Consider the following 18,157-nt stretch of genomic DNA (forward strand, 5'->3'; position numbering starts at 1 on the left):
ATGGTGTGCTATGTCTGCGCCTGAGCGCGTCCTTTGCGGGCCGGGGAAGAGGGGGCGGATGACGGATGGTTTAACAGGTGCTCTAGCCGTTGCCTGAATTGCAGATGGCGGATCAGGTGGCGGTTGTCATCGATAGTTATATCGCTTAACCAGACAGGTTGGGCATGGTCGTGGGCTCGTGCAGCAATGATCGCTTGCCGTGCCTCCTGCAATAACTTAGTGCCAGACGTGGCTTGTGACAGCGTGAGGCCATTGACAGATATTTCCAGAGCCGATTTGGTGCGCGATTGAGCGCTGACTTCAATGGTTGCAGGCTCACGGGCTTCTACGGGGATACGGCGACGTTCCGCACTGAAAGACAGGGTTTCGCCATCGAGCAGCAGTTCGCTCAGGTGTAGGGGCCAGCGCTCTTGTTGCAACTCATCAGCCCAGCGTTGATTCAGTCGACGGATGAATCTCAGTAAAGGCACCAGGGTTGAACGAATATCTGAGCCACTTTGCTCCTGATAATGCAGAGAGCCGTACTGGTCCATCACATAAAGGAAAACTTTACCTTTCTGGCGCCAGTACCAGACGTGCCATTGGTCGCCTTCGCCCTGTTCCAGAATCAGACGCAGCGGGCTGCTGGGCAGCGCATGACTGTCGAGGTGCCATCGGCGGAAGCGGGGGCGCGGACGAGCGAGGAGCTTTATCAGCGCTTTGAGATTCTCAGCGTGGTGACTGACGACCTCTCTGCGGCGGTATTCAATGAGATGGAAGCTGTCCCCTGTCTGGAGCAGATAAGGCGCAGGTTTAGTCTGTGACAGGTGATCAATCAGATCACTCAGCAATTTCTCCAGGCGCTTCTGAATCGCAACCGAACGCACCTGACAATGACAATGAATGTGCCATTCTGGCCAGGCCTGGGTATCCGCTTTACTGCGGAAATTGAGTACCTGCAGCATTGCCTCGTGCACGGTATCAGCGCCAGAGTAGTAACTGACCTGCCATTCTCCCCAGCTGGTGATGGTGAGAAGTTCAACCGACTGCACCAGATTCTCGCGACTCGAGCTGAAGCCCAGAGCATCGTCACGGTTGCTTATTTTCTGCATGCCTCGCCGTGACAGTGATTGCTGAGGATTAACGCCCGGATTGACGAACAAATGCCAGCGCAGAGGCGTCTGGTCACTGGTGAAGTCGATGCTCTTTTTGCCCGGCAAGGGGATCTCCATAATGTCCTGCAGCAGAGATCTGAGCTCATATTGCGTCACTGGGTTATGCGCCGGATACAGTGCGACATGGGAGTGACTGGTGAGCATGCCGTTACGCCGGGCAAATACCAGGGCCTCTATGATTGAAGGCGTTTGTATCAGTACGGCACTGTCGTCTCCCGGACGCCAGCTGCCCGGTATCAGTTGCCAGATGCCTTCTTTGAGATTGAGGGTGAGCTTTTCCTCTTCCATGTCGCTGCGGATTTTGGGGTTGATGTCGATGATCTTCCCCGGCTCGGCCCTGAACGCAGCAAATAGCTGATTGCCGAGCACTCTGAGGTCGCGTTCTTTAATGTGCAGGGATTGAGCGTGTTCCTGCGAGAAGGTCGCGAGCGCCCGGTAGCTGTTCAGCATCTGGGTCACCAGTGCATTGCGCTCATTCATGACCTTACGTGCTGGCCAGCTTTGGCGACTGTCCAGCTCATCCAGATAGGTGTAGGTCCATCCCCACTCTTTGATCTGCTCTTCAAGCGCTTTTACCCGGCGCTGTTGGCGCTGGTTACCGATCAGTCGCGTCAATTGAACGCCTGATTTGAAGTAGAAAGCCCTGCGCATAAGATCACGCAGATCGCCCTCATCTTCGCTCAGGTGAGACTCAAGCCGGTGCAGCATAAGAAGGTAGGGGTCGGTATTTAAGAGGTCGGCGTTCCCTTCCTGAACCTGTTTGCGGAAATCCCAGGCCAGAGGCCGGATGTCCGGGTATGCAGAGGCATATTCCCGGTTGAGCAGGAGTTTCAGTAGTGACTTATACGGGTTGGTGAGGCCTTTGTTGAGCTGCCATAGTCCGGCGCCAACGAACTCACCCGCAGGGATGGTTGGCAGGCTGCCGACGTCCAGCCAGTCGGCGACATCGATGAGATGGTTTTCTGTAAGTTTCGCCCAGTAGCTGTCGGCCTGATATTCCAGTGCTTCGGGCGTTAACCACCAGCGCGGGGTTTTTCCTGCGAGCCACAGGGCGCTGCGGTAGAATTCATCCAACAATAGCAGGTGTTGGCTGCTGCCGCAGTCCTCGCCATCGGCCGACTGGCTCTGACCGTCGCGGAAGTCTTTAAGGTTCATCAGAAAGAAGTGGACTTCCGTGCCTTGTGAGTCGGCCCACTTTTCAATGCGTGTGCACTTTTCCTGAAGAGCGCTGACCTGATGATCTGTCATCAATTCGTCGTGGCATAACCACACATCAAGGTCGCTGTTGCGGCTCTGGGCAACACTGCCAAGGCTACCCATGAGGAAGACGCCTTCAATGCAGCGTTGCCCCGGGTCTCTGGGGATCTGAGCACCACGGGCAAACTGGTGCAATGCTGAATGGTGCTCAAGTGTCGGAGTGTACCCTGTGATTCCGCACGGAGTGTGAGGCGCGACATAGCCGGGTAAGCGGGAACCGTTGCAGTGCAACAGAAGCGGCAGAACATCCAGCACGGCCTGCTGTCGGGGAGAGAGTTGTTCTCGCGCGGACGCCAGCTTCTGAGCGTTGAGGTCGAGAAAGTTCTGACGCCAGCGATTCAGAGTGCTCTGGTCCGGAATAGAGTTGGCCGGGTTCATCACTTACTGCACAAATTGGGTGTGTGTTTCAGTATAGATGCCCCGGCGTTTTTCGCCGTTTTACCGTTTCTGTCAGAATCAGCTGATCCGGCAGCCCTCCAGAAACACCTGTGCGACTTTACCCGAGACAGTTCGGTTCAGCAGTGGGTGGTTGTGGCCCCCGGAGGCAATTTCTGACGCAGTGAGTGTGTACTCGTCTCGCGGGTCGTACAGGACGGCATTAAAATCCGCTCCTTCCGTCAGGGATTGTGACAGCCCGAGAACATTGGCCGGTGTTAGCGACAGAGCGCGCACGAGCTGTTCAATCGTTAACTCATCGCGAGCGACCAGCGTCATCGCTTGTGGCAGGAAGGCGTCATACTGGCTCATGCCCGGCTCAGCATCTGAAAATGGCGCTTTCTTAGCAGCAATTTCATGAGGGCTATGGTTTGAGCTGATGGCCAGTTCACCACGCGCTACGGCCTGTACCAATGCCTCACGGTCACGTTCACTGCGTAACGGTGGCTGTACATTGTACAAACTGTCGTAGCCTGTGACCGCTTCGTGGGTGTAGAGCAGGTTAGCTAGTGGTGTGTCTGCGGTAACGCGCAAACCGTTTTCCAGTGCCTGCTGCAGCATGCTAACACTGCGGCGGCAGGTAATCTGGCTGATATGAGCGCGTACACCGGTCTGCTCTACCAGGAGGAGAATCTGCGCGAGGGCGATGGTTTCTGCCGTTTCAGGTATCCCCGGCAAGCCCATACGGGTCGCCACAGGACCTTCATGCATGCAGCCGCCATCGGACAGGCTGAGATCATTAGCATTGAGGAAAAGGGGAATATCGTACGTTGCTGCGTATTCCATCAGGCGGCGCAGCACGTAACTGTTTTTGACCGGGCGGCGGGCGTTACTCATGGCGACCGCGCCAGCTTCTGACAATGTGTACATACTGGCCAGTTGCTCGCCGGCCAGATCCTGTGTCATAGCGCCCAGTGGCAGTACGCGGCTGAAACCGGCTTTGCTGGCTTTTTCCAGAATCAGTTTGACCACCGCGGAGGTGTCCGCGACGGGTTTAGTATCCGGCAAGCTGCAGATATGAGTGAAGCCACCGCGGGCGGCCGCTTCTGTTTCGCTGGCAATGCTGCCTTTCTGACTGTAACCAGGTTCTGGTAAGTGACCGCCAAGATCAATCAGACCGGGCATTAACCACTGACCCGTGGCATCGATCGTGTGTTCAATTTCACCGGCATCGGGTCTACGACCAAGTGTCGCAATGCGGCCATCAGCGACAAAGATATCGGTGATCTCATCTGTCTGGGTCTGAGGATTGATTACCCGCGCATTCGCAATATGCAGATATCTCATCAGGCAGGCTCCTCACTGTTCACGGGTGTTTGCTGGCCACTCATGGCCATCGCCATCACGGCCATACGAACGGCAATGCCGTAGCTGACCTGATTCAGGATGACGGACTGGTTGCCGTCGGCGACGGCGGATTCAATTTCAACACCGCGGTTGATCGGGCCCGGGTGCATGACGATGGCATCCGGCTTGGCAAATGCCAGTTTTTCTTTCGTCAGACCGTAGAGTTTGAAAAACTCACCTTCTGATGGCAGGAGTGCGTTCTGCATACGTTCTTTCTGCAAGCGCAGCATGATCACAACGTCGCAGTCGGCAAGGCCGGCTCTCATGTCGTAATAAGGAACAGCACCCATGCTTTCGATATCCGACGGCAGAAGTGTTCCCGGACCAATGACCCTGACCTCTGCAGCCCCTAATGTGCGCAGCGCATGAATCTGCGAGCGGGCAACCCGGGAGTGCAGAATATCACCGACGATGGCGACGATTTTGCCCTCGATATCGCCTTTGTGGCGGCGGATGGTGAGCATATCAAGCATGGCCTGAGTCGGGTGCGCGTGGCGGCCGTCACCGGCATTGATAATGGCGACGTTTGGCGTTACCTGTTCGGCAATAAAATGCGCAGCCCCTGAGTCGGAGTGACGAACGACGAACATGTCGCTGTACATAGCCTCGAGGTTCCAGAGAGTGTCCATCAAGGTTTCACCCTTAGAAGTCGCCGAGCGTGCGATATCCAGATTAAGGATATCGGCGGACAGACGTTTTGCTGCCAGTTCAAACGTTGAACGGGTCCGGGTACTGTTTTCGAAAAACAGATTCACCACGGTTTTACCGCGGAGCAATGGAACGGTTTTTACGGCACGTTCCTGCGTACTGATAAAGGAATCGGCGGTATCCAGTATTTCTGTGAGTAGCTCGCGGCTCAGGCCTTCGGTCGTCAGAAAGTGCTTCAGGCGTCCGTCTTCGGTGAGCTGGACTGTGTTGGGATCAGTCATGTGGTGTTCCTGTTCAGGCCAGAGTCAGAACTAAGGGGCGCGGGCCGGTCAGCTTGACCAGCTGGCCATCGTTTAATGCCAGAGTTGCTCCGCAGAGATCTGGCTGAATCGGTAATTCGCGTCGGCCAATATCCAGCAGGCATACCAGGGTAATACTGGCTGGGCGGCCATAATCAAAAAGCTCATTCATGGCTGCGCGTATGGTGCGGCCGCTCATAATGACGTCGTCGATGAGGATAATGTGTCGGTCTTCAATCGAATCCGGCAGCTCTGACCCCTGAACTTTCGGGTGCAGGCCGTGGCGGGTGAAGTCATCACGGTAGAAGCTGATATCGAGCGAGGCGACATCGTCGGTGCACTTCAGTGTGTCGTTGAGGCGCTCGGCTACCCAGACACCACCTGTTCGGATGCCAACCAGTAACGGATTATCGAGTTGGCGTTCGGTCATTAGCTCAGTGAGCTGCTCTGCAAGGTCCTGAGTGATTTGTTCTATATCCGGCAGATTCATCATTGCTCTCCTGCTTTCGGGTGTTCTGACATCCAGCTTTCCAGAATCAGGCAGGCAGCAAGGCCGTCTACCGAGTAATCACCGAAGTTCTGGTGTCCGGATTCTTCGATGACCATACCTTTTGCTTCGTAACTGGTCAGGCGCTCGTCCTGAGTGTACGAAGGACGATGGAAACGTCCTTCCAGACGGCGGGAAAATTTTGCCGCTCTTCGACTCATTTCTGAAGGGGTGCCGTCCATATTCAGTGGCAGGCCAGTGACAAAGGCGTCAGGTTGCCACTCATTAATGATGCGTTCCAGTGCGTCCCAGTCGGGCACTCCGTCTTTCGCTTTGATGGGTTCGAGCGCATTGGCACTGTCGGTCAGGCGCTGGCCGATGGCGATGCCGATGCGGCGCGTGCCGAAATCGAACCCCATGACGGAAGTAATGCGATCAGGAATCTGAGGAGAATCAGGCATGGCCCGACTCGTCACTGAGAAATTCGGCGCTGACGCCCAGCTTGCTGAGTGCGACGTCGTATAAGTCGCGCTGATCGAGACGGAACAGGAGGTCGGGGGTGGCTTCCAGGGTGAGCCAGGCATTCTCACGCAATTCTTCGTCTAACTGACCGGCACTCCATCCAGCATAACCAAGGCCAAGACTATAATTCTGCGGGCCCGTGCCTTGAGCAATCGCGCGCAGAATATCCTGCGACGAGGTGAGGTGCGCTCGTTCCGTGATGTTCATGGTAGCGCCCCAGTCACCGGTTTCTTCGTGCAGGATGAATCCTTGCTCCGGACTGACTGGTCCGCCCTGAAGAATGGTGGGTGCAATATGGCTGCGGCGATCAATGTCCAGCTGTTCACAGATGTCACTGAACTCAATGCTGGAGGGTTTGTTGAGCACAAGGCCCATGGCGCCGTCGGCGTTGTGTTCGCACAGGTAGGTCACCGTGCCACCAAACCAGGAGCCATCAAGCCCCGGCATGGCTATTAACAGGTGATTGCGAAGGCTGTTCAGCTCAAGCATCAGTTTGACCCCGACAGGTAACGATCGCCGGTGAACTGCCAGGTACGGATGATTTCCAGTCGATCCATCTCGCGCCGCATTTCGTTGGTGAAGGGGGCGAACGGAGCCGCAAGTCGCACAATGCGAGTGGCGGCTTCATCGAGCACTCTGCGGCCCGAAGACTCCAGCACTGCAAGCTCGTGAATACTGCCATCAGGATTGATGGATACCAAAATCCGCAAGCGGCAATTGTCGTAGCAGTTTTCAGCTTCCCGAGGGTAGTTGATTGCCCCCATTCGCTCGATTTTCTGACGCCACAGGTTTACGTAGTAAGCGTCAGCGGCTTTCATAGTCGAAGCTGCGGTCAAACGGTGAACCCGTGGCATACGTGCGTAAAGCTGTCGCTCGGTATCCAGTTTTGCCTGCAGGCTGGCAATTTCCAGGCTGCGCTCCAGCAGAGTTTGCTGAGGGCCCTCCGGAATATCGGGTGTCGGGGCTTGCGGATCTTCTATCTGCTGCTGTTGCTTGGTGGGACTGCGTGTTGTTGATATCACCTGAGTGTGCTGGCTGTCCTGAGTGCGCGGTGCTGTTGGCATCTGCTCTTCACGAACATTTTCGCGGATATCGTTGGCGTGGAAATCGGCCTCGACATCCGTGGTCTGCATCTCAGCTTCGTCCAGGGTGCCGCTGCCCTGCTGATTTTCCTGGGCCAGAAAGTCGGCATCCTCTGGGGCTTCTTCACTGCGGTAGCCCGCGAGTGTTACGTCCAGCGTGGAGCTGAAAGCCGGACTTTCTTCGGCACTGAAGCTGATGCCCAGTACAAGCATGGCATGCACCATGAGCGCGACAAATATCGCGAACATCATGCGGTCGTTGCTTGATACGGTCTGGGCACTCATGGTCTGTCAGGGTCTCCGTCTTTGTGCGCGCAAGTCTGCTCTCACCTTCAGGAATTGTCCACACTGGAACGGCGGATTTCCAGTAGTGTGTCGATCAGTTGTCCGGCAACGTCGATACCGCTGTCGCGTGAAATCTCGCGAACACAGGTCGGGCTGGTGACGTTGATCTCAGTCAGACAGTTGCCTATGACGTCGAGGCCAACAAAATATAAGCCGCGCTTTTTAAGCTCTGGGCCAATGATGCTGGCGATGCGATGGTCATCCTCCGAGAGCTCCTGCGTTACACCACGGCCACCGGCGGCCAGATTGCCACGGGTTTCACCCTGGGCCGGAATACGCGCAAGACTGTAAGGAACCGGCTCGCCGTTAATCATCAGGATGCGCTTGTCTCCCGAGGTGATTTCAGGGATGAATTTCTGCGCCATTATCTGTTGGGTGCCGTGAGCGGTCAGCGTTTCAATAATCACGCTGACGTTGGGGTCATCTTTTTTCAGGCGGAAAATGGAAGAGCCGCCCATGCCATCGAGAGGCTTGAATATGACGTCTTCATGTTCTTTGTGGAATGCTTTAAGCAGGTCTGCGCGGCGCGCAACAATAGTTGGCGACATCAACTCAGGGAAGGCTGTCGCAAATACTTTCTCGTTGCAGTCCCGCAGGCTCTGAGGGCGGTTGGCGACTAATACGCCTTCTTCCTCTGCGCGCTCCAGAATATAGGTACTGTAGATGAACTCGCTATCAAAGGGCGGGTCTTTGCGCATGATAATGATGTCGAGCTCGGCCAGTGGGCGATCCTCGAACTCGCCAAGGTCGGCCCACTGCTCTGGATTCATTGCTACCTTCAACGATGCCATACGACCGTAGGAACGGCCTTTCTGTATGGAGAGGTCAGACTGCTCCATATACCAGAGTTCGCAGCCGCGCTCCTGTGCTGCATTTAGTAACGCAAGTGAAGTGTCTTTCTTGAAGTGGATCTCCTGAATGGGATCCATGATTACGCCAAGTCTGATAGTCATTGCGTCTCCGCTGCGTGGTCAGCCGCCATTCTGGCGGGAATAATTAATCGTCCGATTGTAACGTATCCTATTTGGCTTTTTCAGCGTTTTGTCTGACCTTTGTCAGCGACAGTCTGTTGCATCAGGCAGGGTTCCCGGTATGCTCTCTAGCCTGTCCGGGCGGAGTGTGATACAAAAGCGAAGCGTCCCGGTGGCCCCGGGGAAACGACTGATTTTCTGTATTCTTTCTATAGGACAGTCGGGGGCTCTTGCCGGTCTGAGGGTTGAGTCACAGAACTCTCTGGCCAATCAGAGTAAAACAACAACAGATAATTGGATGGTGAAAGGCCTGTCGTATGGACGATAATTTTCAAGATGTAAAGGTCATGGTGATTGACGACAGTAAGACGATTCGTCGTACTGCCGAAACCCTGCTTAAGAAAGTTGGTTGTGAAGTGATCACTGCCACAGACGGTTTCGATGCCCTGGCTAAAATCGCCGATACCGACCCGGATATTATTTTCGTCGATATCATGATGCCGCGCCTGGACGGATATCAGACCTGTGCCCTGATTAAAAATAATTCCAAGTTTAAGTCTACCCCGGTCATCATGTTGTCGAGCAAAGACGGCCTGTTTGATAAAGCCAAAGGTCGCATCGTCGGGTCTGATGAATACCTGACCAAACCATTCAGTAAAGAAGAGCTGCTCGGTTCTATCCGTCAGCACGCGAAATAAGTAAGGGGTAAGTAGCATGGCACGCATTCTTGTGGTGGATGACTCACCAACGGAAACCGAGGCTTTCCGGGCGGTGCTCGAGAAAAACGGCCACGAAGTGTTGAATGCAGAAAACGGAGCTGATGGTGTCGCTGTTGCTCGTCAGGAGCTTCCGGATCTTGTTTTGATGGATATTGTTATGCCTGGCTTGAATGGCTTTCAGGCAACCCGTCAGTTAACACGAAGCCCTGAGACTAAGAATATTCCGGTCGTGATTGTTACTACCAAAGATCAGGAGACTGATCGGGTCTGGGGTAAGCGTCAGGGCGCGTCGGGCTATCTGGTTAAGCCCGTCTCTGAAAGCCGTCTGCTGTCAGAAATCAACGCTTTGATCGGCACAGAAGAAGGCTGAAACCATGACACCGTTTGCTCTGCTCACCGAGATGGAAAATCGCAGCCGCCGCTTTGCGTCGCCGCTGCCACAACAGGTTGAAACGGTATCAACCTGGCGCGGAATCGGATTTCTGCTGGGTAACGAGCAATACGTCGCCAATATGGCCGATGTCGTGGAAATTCTGCAGATGCCAAAAGTAACCCGGGTTCCTGGTGTGAAAAACTGGGTGCTTGGTATTGCTAATGTCCGTGGGCGTATGGTGTCTGTGATGGATCTTAATGGTCTGCTTGGTCAGCCGTCTCGTGGTAACTGGCGTAGTCAGCGCGTTCTGGTGATTGAGCAGGATGAATACCTTACCGGCCTGCTGGTGGATGCAGTGCTTGGTATGCAGAGTTTTCCGGTAGACCGGGAGGTGCCTGTACCGCAGGTGCCTGAGGCTCTCGCGCCTTTTGTGGCGAAAGCTTTTGAACGCGATGGCAGGAACTGGCCAGTCATGGAATTTGGTGAGCTGTTGAGATCACCTGAGTTTATGAATATCGCCGTATAAACACGGAACGGAAAATAATAACAATTTACTGGCCCGTCGGGTCGGATCAGCATGCAGCGAGTTTGGAGAGGACGGCATGAGTGGAAACACAGTAAATCAGGGGAAAAAGAGTAACTTCAGTGCCATCGTACTGATGTTCGTTTTCCTGATCGGTTTCATTGGTATCACCATTGGGGTCAATATCCTGGCCACAAAGGATGAACAGTATCTTGAGCACTCGGGTGAGTTGCGGGTTTTATCTCAGGAATTGGCGAAGAACGCGGTAGAGGCCGCTGGTGGTAAACCAGATGCATTTACCCAGCTGCGCCAGGCGCGAGATAACTTTGATAAGCGTTGGGGATATCTTGTCGCCGGTGATGATTCGAAGAGTCTGCCTCCTTCAGAGGATGCCGCACAGTCGGGTGTTCAGGAAACCTGGAACAGCGTTCGTGAAGATGCTGACCAGATTATCCGCTCTGAGCAGATCGTACTTTCGGTTCACGAAGTAGCCGAGCTTCTCTCTGAAACCATTCCTCAGCTGCAGGTTGAGTACGACGAGATCGTTGATATCCTGCTTGAAAGCGGCGCACCTGCTGATCAGGTTGCGGTTGCTCAGCGTCAGTCCTGGCTTGCAGAACGTATCGTACGTTCGGTAAACAAAGTACTGGCGGGTGGTGATGATGCCGTTATGGCCGCCGATGCTTTTGGTCGTGACGCCTCGCTGTTTGGTCGGGTACTGAACGGTATGATACAGGGCAACATTGCCATGAACATCTCTCAGGTAACGAACGAAGAAGCAGTTTATGCACTGGCTGAAGTTGCTGAGCTGTTTGAATTCGTATCAGGCTCTGTTGACGAAATTCTGGAAACCTCTCCTGAACTCTTCCAGGTTCGTGAAGCCTCCGACAATATCTTCCAGAATTCACGTGTCCTGCTTGAGCAGACATCGGTTCTGACGAATGAAATTCAGAACAATGCCGAAGAGCGGAACATGATTCAGCTTGGTGGTTATGTTCTTGCGTTTATTGCTCTCTTATTTGCCTACATTTACTTCCGCACCGAGTCTAAGAGTGCTCGTGAACGTGAAGAAGACGCTCAGCAGCGAGAGCAGGATACCCGTCAGACCAACGAACAGAACCAGGTGGCGATTCTGCGTCTTCTTGACGAAATTGCTGACCTTGCAGACGGTGACCTGACAGCATCAGCGACGGTGACCGAAGACTTTACCGGTGCGATTGCCGACGCGATTAACTTCGCGATCGACCAGATGCGCGTACTGGTATCGTCGATTAACGATACTGCGGTACAGGTATCGTCGGCGGCTCAGGAAACTCAGGCGACGGCAATGCACCTTGCTGAAGCATCTGAACACCAGGCTCAGGAAATTGCCGGTGCATCCGCAGCGATCAACGAAATGGCGGTGTCGATTGACCAGGTATCCGCCAACGCCTCTGAATCATCTGCGGTTGCGGAGCGGTCGGTTGCGATCGCGAACAAAGGCTCTGAGGTTGTACAGTCGACCATTAGTGGTATGGATAATATCCGTGAGCAGATTCAGGAAACATCTAAGCGTATTAAACGTCTGGGTGAATCGTCCCAGGAGATTGGTGACATCATCTCCCTGATTACCGACATTGCTGACCAGACCAATATTCTGTCTCTGAACGCTGCAATTCAGGCATCGATGGCGGGTGACGCCGGTCGGGGCTTCGCGGTGGTTGCGGACGAAGTACAGCGTCTGGCAGAACGTTCTGCCGCGGCGACCAAGCAGATTGAAGCGCTGGTTAAGACGATTCAGAACGATACTAACGAAGCCGTTATTTCGATGGAGCAGACCACTACCGAGGTGGTACGTGGTGCTCGTCTGGCACAGGATGCGGGTGTGGCGCTGGAAGAAATTGAAAGCGTATCGAATAACCTGGCAGAACTGATTCAGAACATCTCCAACGCGGCACGTCAGCAGGCGTCGTCTGCGGGCCATATTTCTAACACGATGAACGTTATTCAGGAGATTACCTCTCAGACGTCCGCTGGTACCACAGCGACCGCGAAGTCGATTGGTAACCTCGCTGAAATGGCGAACATGCTGCGTGAATCTGTGGCCGGCTTTAAGCTGCCAGAGACTGTGAGTGACGCAGAATTTCATGAAGAAACCGAAGAAGAGCAGAGCACTCTCTGAGGGCTCTGACGCAACGGTCTGATACATGAGCCAGTCAATCCGAAATGGTCTGAGTACGGTCCCTGAGCTTGACGATGTGCAGTTTAATCGTTGGCAGGGGTTACTGGAGGAGCGCACGGGGATGTTTTTACCCCAGCAGCGACGCTCCTTCTTACAGACCAGCCTGGGGCTGCGCATGCTGGAACTCGGCATCCGCGACTACGGAGAGTACTACGACAAGATTCAGGATGGCCCTTCTGGTGTGATGGAGTGGTCGACTCTGGTCGATCGGCTTACCGTCCAGGAGACGCGCTTTTTCCGTGATCCGGATGCGTTACAGCTGGTTGTCGAGCATATGCGTCGCCAGCGTCCGCGCCTGCAGGCTCGTGAAGAGACTATGGAGTTCTGGAGTGTCGGTTGTTCTTCGGGTGAAGAAGCTTACACGCTGGCTATGCTTGCCGAGGAAAACCTCGCGCCGACAGGTCTGAAGTACTCTATTACCGGTACGGATATCTCCACGATTGTTCTTCGCAAAGCACGCAGCGGCCGTTACCCGTTGCGAGCGCTTGAACGTATTCCGGTTGAGTACCACAACTGGGCCATTGCGCCGCTGTCTTCACAGCAGGTAGAAGTGGCCGCTCAGTTACGCCGTCGTTGCTGCTTCAGTCAGGTAAACATTCTTAATCTGAAGAACTGTCCTCTGCAGTCGCAGCATGTGATTTTCTGTCAGAACGTTCTTATTTATTTCCGTCGTTGGCGTCGGCGGGAAATTCTTGATGCTCTCGCGCAACGTCTTGCGCCGGGGGGCTTACTGGTTATCGGGCTCGGTGAAATGGTGGACTGGGAGCACCCGCTATTAGAATCGGTGCACAGTGGTCAGGTGACCGCGTTTGTCCGCAAACAATCCACATCGACAGGGGAGAGTGCAAGGCGATGAGTCAGGACTACATCGCCCTGGAATGGGTAAAAGGGGAAATTCAGGATACGCTGCAACAGGCTCAGCAGGCACTTGAAGCGTACGTTGAACATCCCGAAGACAGAAGTCGTCTGCGCTTCTGTTTAAGTTACCTGCACCAGGTGCATGGAACATTGCAGATGGTGGAGTTCTACGGAGCTGCGCTGCTGGCTGAAGAGATGGAAGCGGTTGCTCTGGCATTGACTGAGGGTTCCCTGAGTAATGAGCGGGATGGCCTTGAGGTACTGATGCAGGCCATTATTCAGTTGCCGCATTATCTTGAGCACGTGAAGGTCGGGCGTCGTGACCTGCCTGTGGTGCTGTTGCCAATCCTGAATGAACTGCGGTCTACCCGCGGTGAAAACTTCCTGTCTGAAACGTCACTGTTCACGCCTTACGTCGAGCACAACGCCCCGTTGACGGGAGCGCAGAAAAACCTGTTTACCCAACCCAATTTTTCGCCATGGCTGCGCAAAACGCGTCAGATGCTGCAGGCGGCTACTCTCCAGTTGCTGCAGGATCGCGACCCGGACCTGGCGAAGCACTACATTAATAAACTCTTCGCTAAGCTCAATAAGTCTATGGGTGGCACCCCTCAGGGGATTGTCTGGTTGCCTGCGCTGGCATTCAGTGAGTGGCTGCTGAAACAGGATAGCTTGCCGAAAAGTGCGAAGGTTCTGCTGCGCCAGCTTGATCAGCTTCTGAAAACAGGCCTCGATAAAGGGGTAGCGGCGATTAACCGTCCACCTGCAGAAGAGCTGCTGAAAAATCTGTTGTTCTATGTTGCCCGCACTGATGCGCGTGGTGAAGCCATTCGTCTGGTGCAGAAGCGTTTCCGGTTGGCTGAAGCTCTACCTAATGCGGAAGACGCGGAAGATCATGCGATGGGAGCTGGCTCGGATGCTGTGTCCGGTGCACTGACTGCTCTGATCGAAGAAATTTCCACGGTGAAAGATGAACTTGATCAGGTTGTTCGTGGTTCTGCTGAACGCGAGCCTGCTCTGAGCTCCATCCGCAGTACAGTCCGTCAGGTCGCCGATACTATGGGGATGCTGGGGCTGGGCATGCCACGCCGGGTGATGCAGGAGCAGGAAAGCGCGATTGTTTCCATGCTCGAGGCTGATGCCACCGACGAGAACGACGCCGGGTTGCTCGATGTCGCGGGTGCGCTTCTGTACGTCGAAGCGACGTTAAACGGAATGATCCGTGATGGTGACACCAGCAAGTCCGTCAGCGACAGTGCGATGTCCGACGCTCAGCGTGCTGTGCTTCGTGAAGCGCGTAATGTCCTGGAGCAGGTGAAGGACGGGGTCGTATCTTATATTGCTCACCAATGGTCAACCGAGAAGTTGCAGGAAGTCCCGGCACTTCTGCACTCGATTGAAGGCTCATTAAATATGATTCCAATGCCGCGCGTCGCGGTATTGTTATCGAATCTCTCAACATTCGTCCAGCAGGCGCTGCTGGCCGACCGCCCAGCGCCGGAATGGGGCGTTATGGATATGGTCGCGGAAGTTCTCAGTGGTGTTGAATACTATCTTGAACGTTACTCTGACGAGTCAACGTCTACTGATATCGCGATTATTGAGCGCGCGGAAAATACGCTGAGCACGTTGATGCAGCGCTGCGGTATTGAATCTGCGGCGTCTGAAAATCTCTCTGATGTTGAGTTACCCGAAGGATTTGCGGATGAAGCCGTCGATGTTACCAGCTTCTCTGAAGCGCTCGGTCTCGACGATGAACTGATAGAAAGTAATCAGGATCTGATCTCCAATGTTGCCGAATCAGACGTGTCCGAATCCGATGAACTGCCAATTATTGAGCTCGAAGAGGATCTGGACGAAGAACAGCCGGCAGAGACTCTAAGCGAACCTGCAGATAACGCATTAAAAGACGCTGACGATGACTTCATTGATGATGAAATCATTGAAGTCTTCCTCGAGGAAGCAGAAGAAGTTACCGAGACTCTGGGCGAGTTCTGGCCTGCTTACCGTAAGAATCAGGATGACAGTGAAGCGCTGACCACCGTAAGACGTTCTTTCCATACTCTGAAAGGCAGTGGCCGCATGGTGAAAGCGGATGATGTCAGCGAACTGGCATGGTCCGTAGAAAATATGTTCAACCGCGTGCTCGATGAGACGATTTCTGTCAATGATGACATGATTGCGTTCGTCGATCGTGTGATTGAACAACTTCCCGGCCTCATTGAAGATTTCCGTGCTAAGCGTGCTGCTTCAATCGATGTTCAGCCATACATGGACTATGCCTTCGCCACGGCTGAGGGCAACCAGCCGGCGACTCTGCCGGGCTCATCTGCTGAGGACGATTCAGCAGATCCTGTGGAAGAAGCTGAATCAGACGTCGAAGCGGATACGCGTATCGTTGAGGATGGTACCGCTGAGAGTAATGACGTTGAGAGTAGTGCAGACGATGCTATCGGCGTGGTGGAAGAGCTGGCCAGCCCGGAAGCGACGCAGGATACCGATGCTCAACAAGAGGCAGAAGATCGTGCCGCACTGCTGGAAATCTTTATTGCCGAAGCTGAAGCACACCTCGCGGTTGTCGATGAGTTTGTTACCGAGTCGAATGAAACGGCGTGTGGTAACCAGATCAGCGATGCACTGCAGCGAGCCCTGCATACTCTTAAGGGCAGTGCGCACATGGCAGAGCTGGCACCGCTTGCCGATGTCGCTTCTGTTATTGAAAAATTAACCAAAGAGCTTCGTGCTTTCCGTTTACCGAATACTCCAGAACTGGCGTCGTTGCTGAACGATGCTTCTGTGGCTCTGCGTTCTTATCTGACTGTCGATCAGCTTATGTTGCTCGAAGATATGCCAGAAGCACCCGCTTTAATCGAGCGCGCGGCTGCTATTGAAACTGAGCAGCTTCAGCCTATGTATCAGGGCGAATCGGCAGCGGGCATATCGACCGAAGCAATCAGTCACTTCCTGGCTTCTGGCATGGATTCGCTGATTGAGGCCGATGAGCTTCTGCAGACGTGGCAGGAAGAAGATAGCTCTGAGGTGCTCGACACTATTTCGGCAGATCTGTCATCAGCAGCACAGGCCGCAGAAGACGCAGGTATCCCTGCAGTGAAAGAAATGGCGCTGGCACTGCATCATTTTTATCAGGGCGCGCGCAACGCGGCGGCGCATCCTGAGCCTGAGTTAGTGGCTTTTATCAGCGATGCGCATGAAGAGCTGCTCAATATGATGGACTGCCTGGCGGCAGGTCAGGATCTTCCTGACGTGTCGGACACCGTTCGTCGCGTTCGTGATTGGCAGTTCCCTGAATCGCAGTTGCCTGATGAGCAAGCAGAAGAACAGCTAGATGAGCAGACAGAAGAACAGCCAGATGAATCCGCCGGGTCTCATGCTGGTGAGTCTTCCGTTGTGGAGGGGATGCTTTCTCTTAACGATGAAGAAACACCCCCGGTTCCTGAGGTTGATGAGTCCTCCCTGAGTGAGCTAGAGCAGGCCGATATCGAAGAGCAGGAAGATGACCTGATTCTGGATATCTTCCTTGAGGAAGCTGAGGAAATCACCGAAGCCATTGAGTCCATCGTACAGAAGTGGGAAAAGACCCCAGAAGACCTTCTGCCGGTTGCTGAACTTCAGCGTGAGCTGCACACCCTCAAGGGTGGTGCACGTATGGCCGAGTTGCCAGAAGTTGCTGATTTATGCCACGAGCTGGAAACACTCTATGAGCGCCTGAATGATGGGGTGATTGATCTTTCCGAAGATACATTACCGCTGGCACAAAGTGCTCACGATTTACTGTTTACACAGCTGCAATCTGTGAGGGAAGGCAAGGGCCCAGAAAATCCCGAGCGCATGATTGAGGCTCTCAAAGTGGCATCGCAGCGCAGTGGTGCTGAGTCGAGCCCTGTTCAGGATACTGCGGAAGCGGACTCGCGTGCCTATATGGTGCAGTCCGAAACCGCGGATGAGAGTGACCGCGAAATCGTCGGTATCTTCCTTGAAGAAGCTGGTGAGTTGATGGAAGCGTTGGATGAAGGCGTTGAAGCATGGCGTGCGGAGCCTTCGTCAACTCAGGGCGCAGACGAACTTCTGCGTGTGTTACACACTTTGAAAGGTGGCGCTCGCCTCGCTGGGTTATCAGTCATCGGTGACACAGCCCATAACTTCGAATCAGATATCCAGAAGGCGTTGTCGCGCAAAGCCCGCTTTGACGACACCTTCTTCATGCACCTCAATGAACGGCAGGAAAACCTGCAGTCAAAGATTGATGATGTAGCCAGCCTGCTCGACAGTGATGGCGTGCTCGTGCTCGGAGAAAAAGAGCTGGTGGTCGATGCTCCAGTGTCTGCTCAAGACGTTGTTGCAGATACCGGCGGACAGGCGGATGCCCCTGTTTCCCTGAGCGATGATCTGTCCGACGAATCACAGGCCGACACTGAAGGCGACGAGGGATCATTAGCCGTTGTACCTCTGCCCGGTAAAGAGGTTGAGATGGCGCCGGAACGTCCGGCTCCGGCGATGGCACAACAGCGAAAAGCACCTACTGAGCTGGTGAAAGTTTCAGCTGATCTGCTCGACAGCCTCGTCAACCTGGCCGGTGAGACAGCGATTGGTCGGGGGCGTCTGGAAGAGCAGGTCAGCGATTTCGCGGGGACTCTCTCAGAAATGGATCAGACGCTGGACCGGATGCGCGACCAGCTGAGACGTCTGGATATTGAAACTGAAGCTCAGGTGCTGTTCCGCCAAGAGCGTCATGGACCAGATTACGAAGACTTTGATCCTCTGGAAATGGACCGCTATTCGGCGATGCAGCAGCTTTCGCGAGCATTGATGGAATCTGCGTCCGACCTTATCGATCTGAAAGAAACCCTCTCGGGCAAAACCCGTGACGCTGAGACACTTCTGCTGCAACAAAGCCG

The 18,157-nt window shown here is 54.3% G+C and carries 14 protein-coding genes; 6 read left to right on the forward strand and 8 right to left on the reverse strand.

Annotated features, from left to right (window positions below; translation table 11 throughout):
- Window positions 1-8: 8 nt before the first annotated feature.
- The 8 genes from B2067_RS06225 to gshB form a co-directional block, all read right to left on the reverse strand.
- Window positions 9-2,789 (reverse strand): class I adenylate cyclase, encoded by a 2,781-nt coding sequence (locus B2067_RS06225; protein WP_301387818.1) that lies wholly within the window; start codon window positions 2,787-2,789, stop codon window positions 9-11.
- 78 nt (window positions 2,790-2,867) lie between these two features.
- Window positions 2,868-4,133 (reverse strand): dihydroorotase, encoded by a 1,266-nt coding sequence (locus B2067_RS06230; RefSeq protein WP_297531732.1) that lies wholly within the window; start codon window positions 4,131-4,133, stop codon window positions 2,868-2,870.
- Complete coding sequence (locus B2067_RS06235; protein ID WP_297531734.1) at window positions 4,133-5,122, reverse strand: aspartate carbamoyltransferase catalytic subunit; 990 nt, start codon at window positions 5,120-5,122, stop codon at window positions 4,133-4,135. The genes B2067_RS06230 and B2067_RS06235 overlap by 1 nt, the downstream gene beginning before the upstream one ends.
- 13 nt (window positions 5,123-5,135) lie before the next feature.
- Window positions 5,136-5,630 (reverse strand): bifunctional pyr operon transcriptional regulator/uracil phosphoribosyltransferase PyrR, encoded by a 495-nt coding sequence (gene pyrR / locus B2067_RS06240; protein ID WP_297531781.1) that lies wholly within the window; start codon window positions 5,628-5,630, stop codon window positions 5,136-5,138.
- Window positions 5,630-6,088 carry a Holliday junction resolvase RuvX gene (ruvX, locus tag B2067_RS06245; RefSeq protein WP_068442969.1) on the reverse strand — a complete coding sequence of 153 codons (459 nt, stop codon included), beginning with the start codon at window positions 6,086-6,088 and terminating at the stop codon, window positions 5,630-5,632. The genes pyrR and ruvX overlap by 1 nt, the downstream gene beginning before the upstream one ends.
- The gene (locus B2067_RS06250) at window positions 6,081-6,638 is read right to left on the reverse strand and encodes a YqgE/AlgH family protein (RefSeq protein WP_297531736.1); all 558 of its coding nucleotides are present in this window, start codon (window positions 6,636-6,638) and stop codon (window positions 6,081-6,083) included. Before B2067_RS06250 ends, ruvX begins: the two co-directional genes overlap by 8 nt.
- On the reverse strand, window positions 6,638-7,516 hold the full coding sequence (locus B2067_RS06255; RefSeq protein WP_297531738.1) for an energy transducer TonB: 879 nt from the start codon (window positions 7,514-7,516) through the stop codon (window positions 6,638-6,640). Before B2067_RS06255 ends, B2067_RS06250 begins: the two co-directional genes overlap by 1 nt.
- Before the next feature lie 47 nt (window positions 7,517-7,563).
- Complete coding sequence (gene gshB, locus B2067_RS06260) at window positions 7,564-8,529, reverse strand: glutathione synthase (RefSeq protein ID WP_297531739.1); 966 nt, start codon at window positions 8,527-8,529, stop codon at window positions 7,564-7,566.
- A 335-nt stretch (window positions 8,530-8,864) separates the two neighbouring features.
- Between gshB and pilG the strand changes: the two genes are divergently transcribed.
- The 6 genes from pilG to B2067_RS06290 all read left to right on the forward strand — a co-directional run.
- Window positions 8,865-9,245, forward strand: coding sequence for a twitching motility response regulator PilG (gene pilG / locus B2067_RS06265; RefSeq protein WP_068442958.1), 381 nt, complete (start codon window positions 8,865-8,867; stop codon window positions 9,243-9,245).
- A gap of 16 nt (window positions 9,246-9,261) precedes the next feature.
- Window positions 9,262-9,636 carry a twitching motility response regulator PilH gene (gene pilH, locus B2067_RS06270; RefSeq protein WP_301181494.1) on the forward strand — a complete coding sequence of 125 codons (375 nt, stop codon included), beginning with the start codon at window positions 9,262-9,264 and terminating at the stop codon, window positions 9,634-9,636.
- Between the two features lie 4 nt (window positions 9,637-9,640).
- Window positions 9,641-10,165, forward strand: coding sequence for a chemotaxis protein CheW (locus tag B2067_RS06275; RefSeq protein WP_301376659.1), 525 nt, complete (start codon window positions 9,641-9,643; stop codon window positions 10,163-10,165).
- A gap of 76 nt (window positions 10,166-10,241) precedes the next feature.
- Window positions 10,242-12,323 (forward strand): methyl-accepting chemotaxis protein, encoded by a 2,082-nt coding sequence (locus B2067_RS06280; RefSeq protein WP_414716528.1) that lies wholly within the window; start codon window positions 10,242-10,244, stop codon window positions 12,321-12,323.
- A 25-nt stretch (window positions 12,324-12,348) separates the two neighbouring features.
- Window positions 12,349-13,239, forward strand: a complete 891-nt coding sequence (locus tag B2067_RS06285; protein WP_297531743.1) for a CheR family methyltransferase — start codon at window positions 12,349-12,351, stop codon at window positions 13,237-13,239.
- The coding region (locus B2067_RS06290) for an Hpt domain-containing protein (protein ID WP_301387819.1) at window positions 13,236-18,157 on the forward strand (4,922 nt) is incomplete at its 3' end. The genes B2067_RS06285 and B2067_RS06290, both read left to right, overlap by 4 nt.

This window comes from Thalassolituus sp. UBA2590, from assembly GCF_002339775.1.
In the GTDB taxonomy this organism is placed as follows: domain Bacteria; phylum Pseudomonadota; class Gammaproteobacteria; order Pseudomonadales; family Oceanobacteraceae; genus Thalassolituus.

Excerpts from the sequence above, each read along its gene's own strand:
- B2067_RS06225 (WP_301387818.1), bottom strand. The coding sequence starts at position 2,789 with ATGAACCCGGCCAACTCTATTCCGGACCAGAGCACTCTGAATCGCTGG.
- B2067_RS06230 (WP_297531732.1), bottom strand. The coding sequence starts at position 4,133 with ATGAGATATCTGCATATTGCGAATGCGCGGGTAATCAATCCTCAGACC.
- B2067_RS06235 (WP_297531734.1), bottom strand. The coding sequence starts at position 5,122 with ATGACTGATCCCAACACAGTCCAGCTCACCGAAGACGGACGCCTGAAG.
- pyrR (WP_297531781.1), bottom strand. The coding sequence starts at position 5,630 with ATGAATCTGCCGGATATAGAACAAATCACTCAGGACCTTGCAGAGCAG.
- ruvX (WP_068442969.1), bottom strand. The coding sequence starts at position 6,088 with ATGCCTGATTCTCCTCAGATTCCTGATCGCATTACTTCCGTCATGGGG.
- B2067_RS06250 (WP_297531736.1), bottom strand. The coding sequence starts at position 6,638 with ATGCTTGAGCTGAACAGCCTTCGCAATCACCTGTTAATAGCCATGCCG.
- B2067_RS06255 (WP_297531738.1), bottom strand. The coding sequence starts at position 7,516 with ATGAGTGCCCAGACCGTATCAAGCAACGACCGCATGATGTTCGCGATA.
- gshB (WP_297531739.1), bottom strand. The coding sequence starts at position 8,529 with ATGACTATCAGACTTGGCGTAATCATGGATCCCATTCAGGAGATCCAC.
- pilG (WP_068442958.1), top strand. The coding sequence starts at position 8,865 with ATGGACGATAATTTTCAAGATGTAAAGGTCATGGTGATTGACGACAGT.
- pilH (WP_301181494.1), top strand. The coding sequence starts at position 9,262 with ATGGCACGCATTCTTGTGGTGGATGACTCACCAACGGAAACCGAGGCT.
- B2067_RS06275 (WP_301376659.1), top strand. The coding sequence starts at position 9,641 with ATGACACCGTTTGCTCTGCTCACCGAGATGGAAAATCGCAGCCGCCGC.
- B2067_RS06280 (WP_414716528.1), top strand. The coding sequence starts at position 10,242 with ATGAGTGGAAACACAGTAAATCAGGGGAAAAAGAGTAACTTCAGTGCC.
- B2067_RS06285 (WP_297531743.1), top strand. The coding sequence starts at position 12,349 with ATGAGCCAGTCAATCCGAAATGGTCTGAGTACGGTCCCTGAGCTTGAC.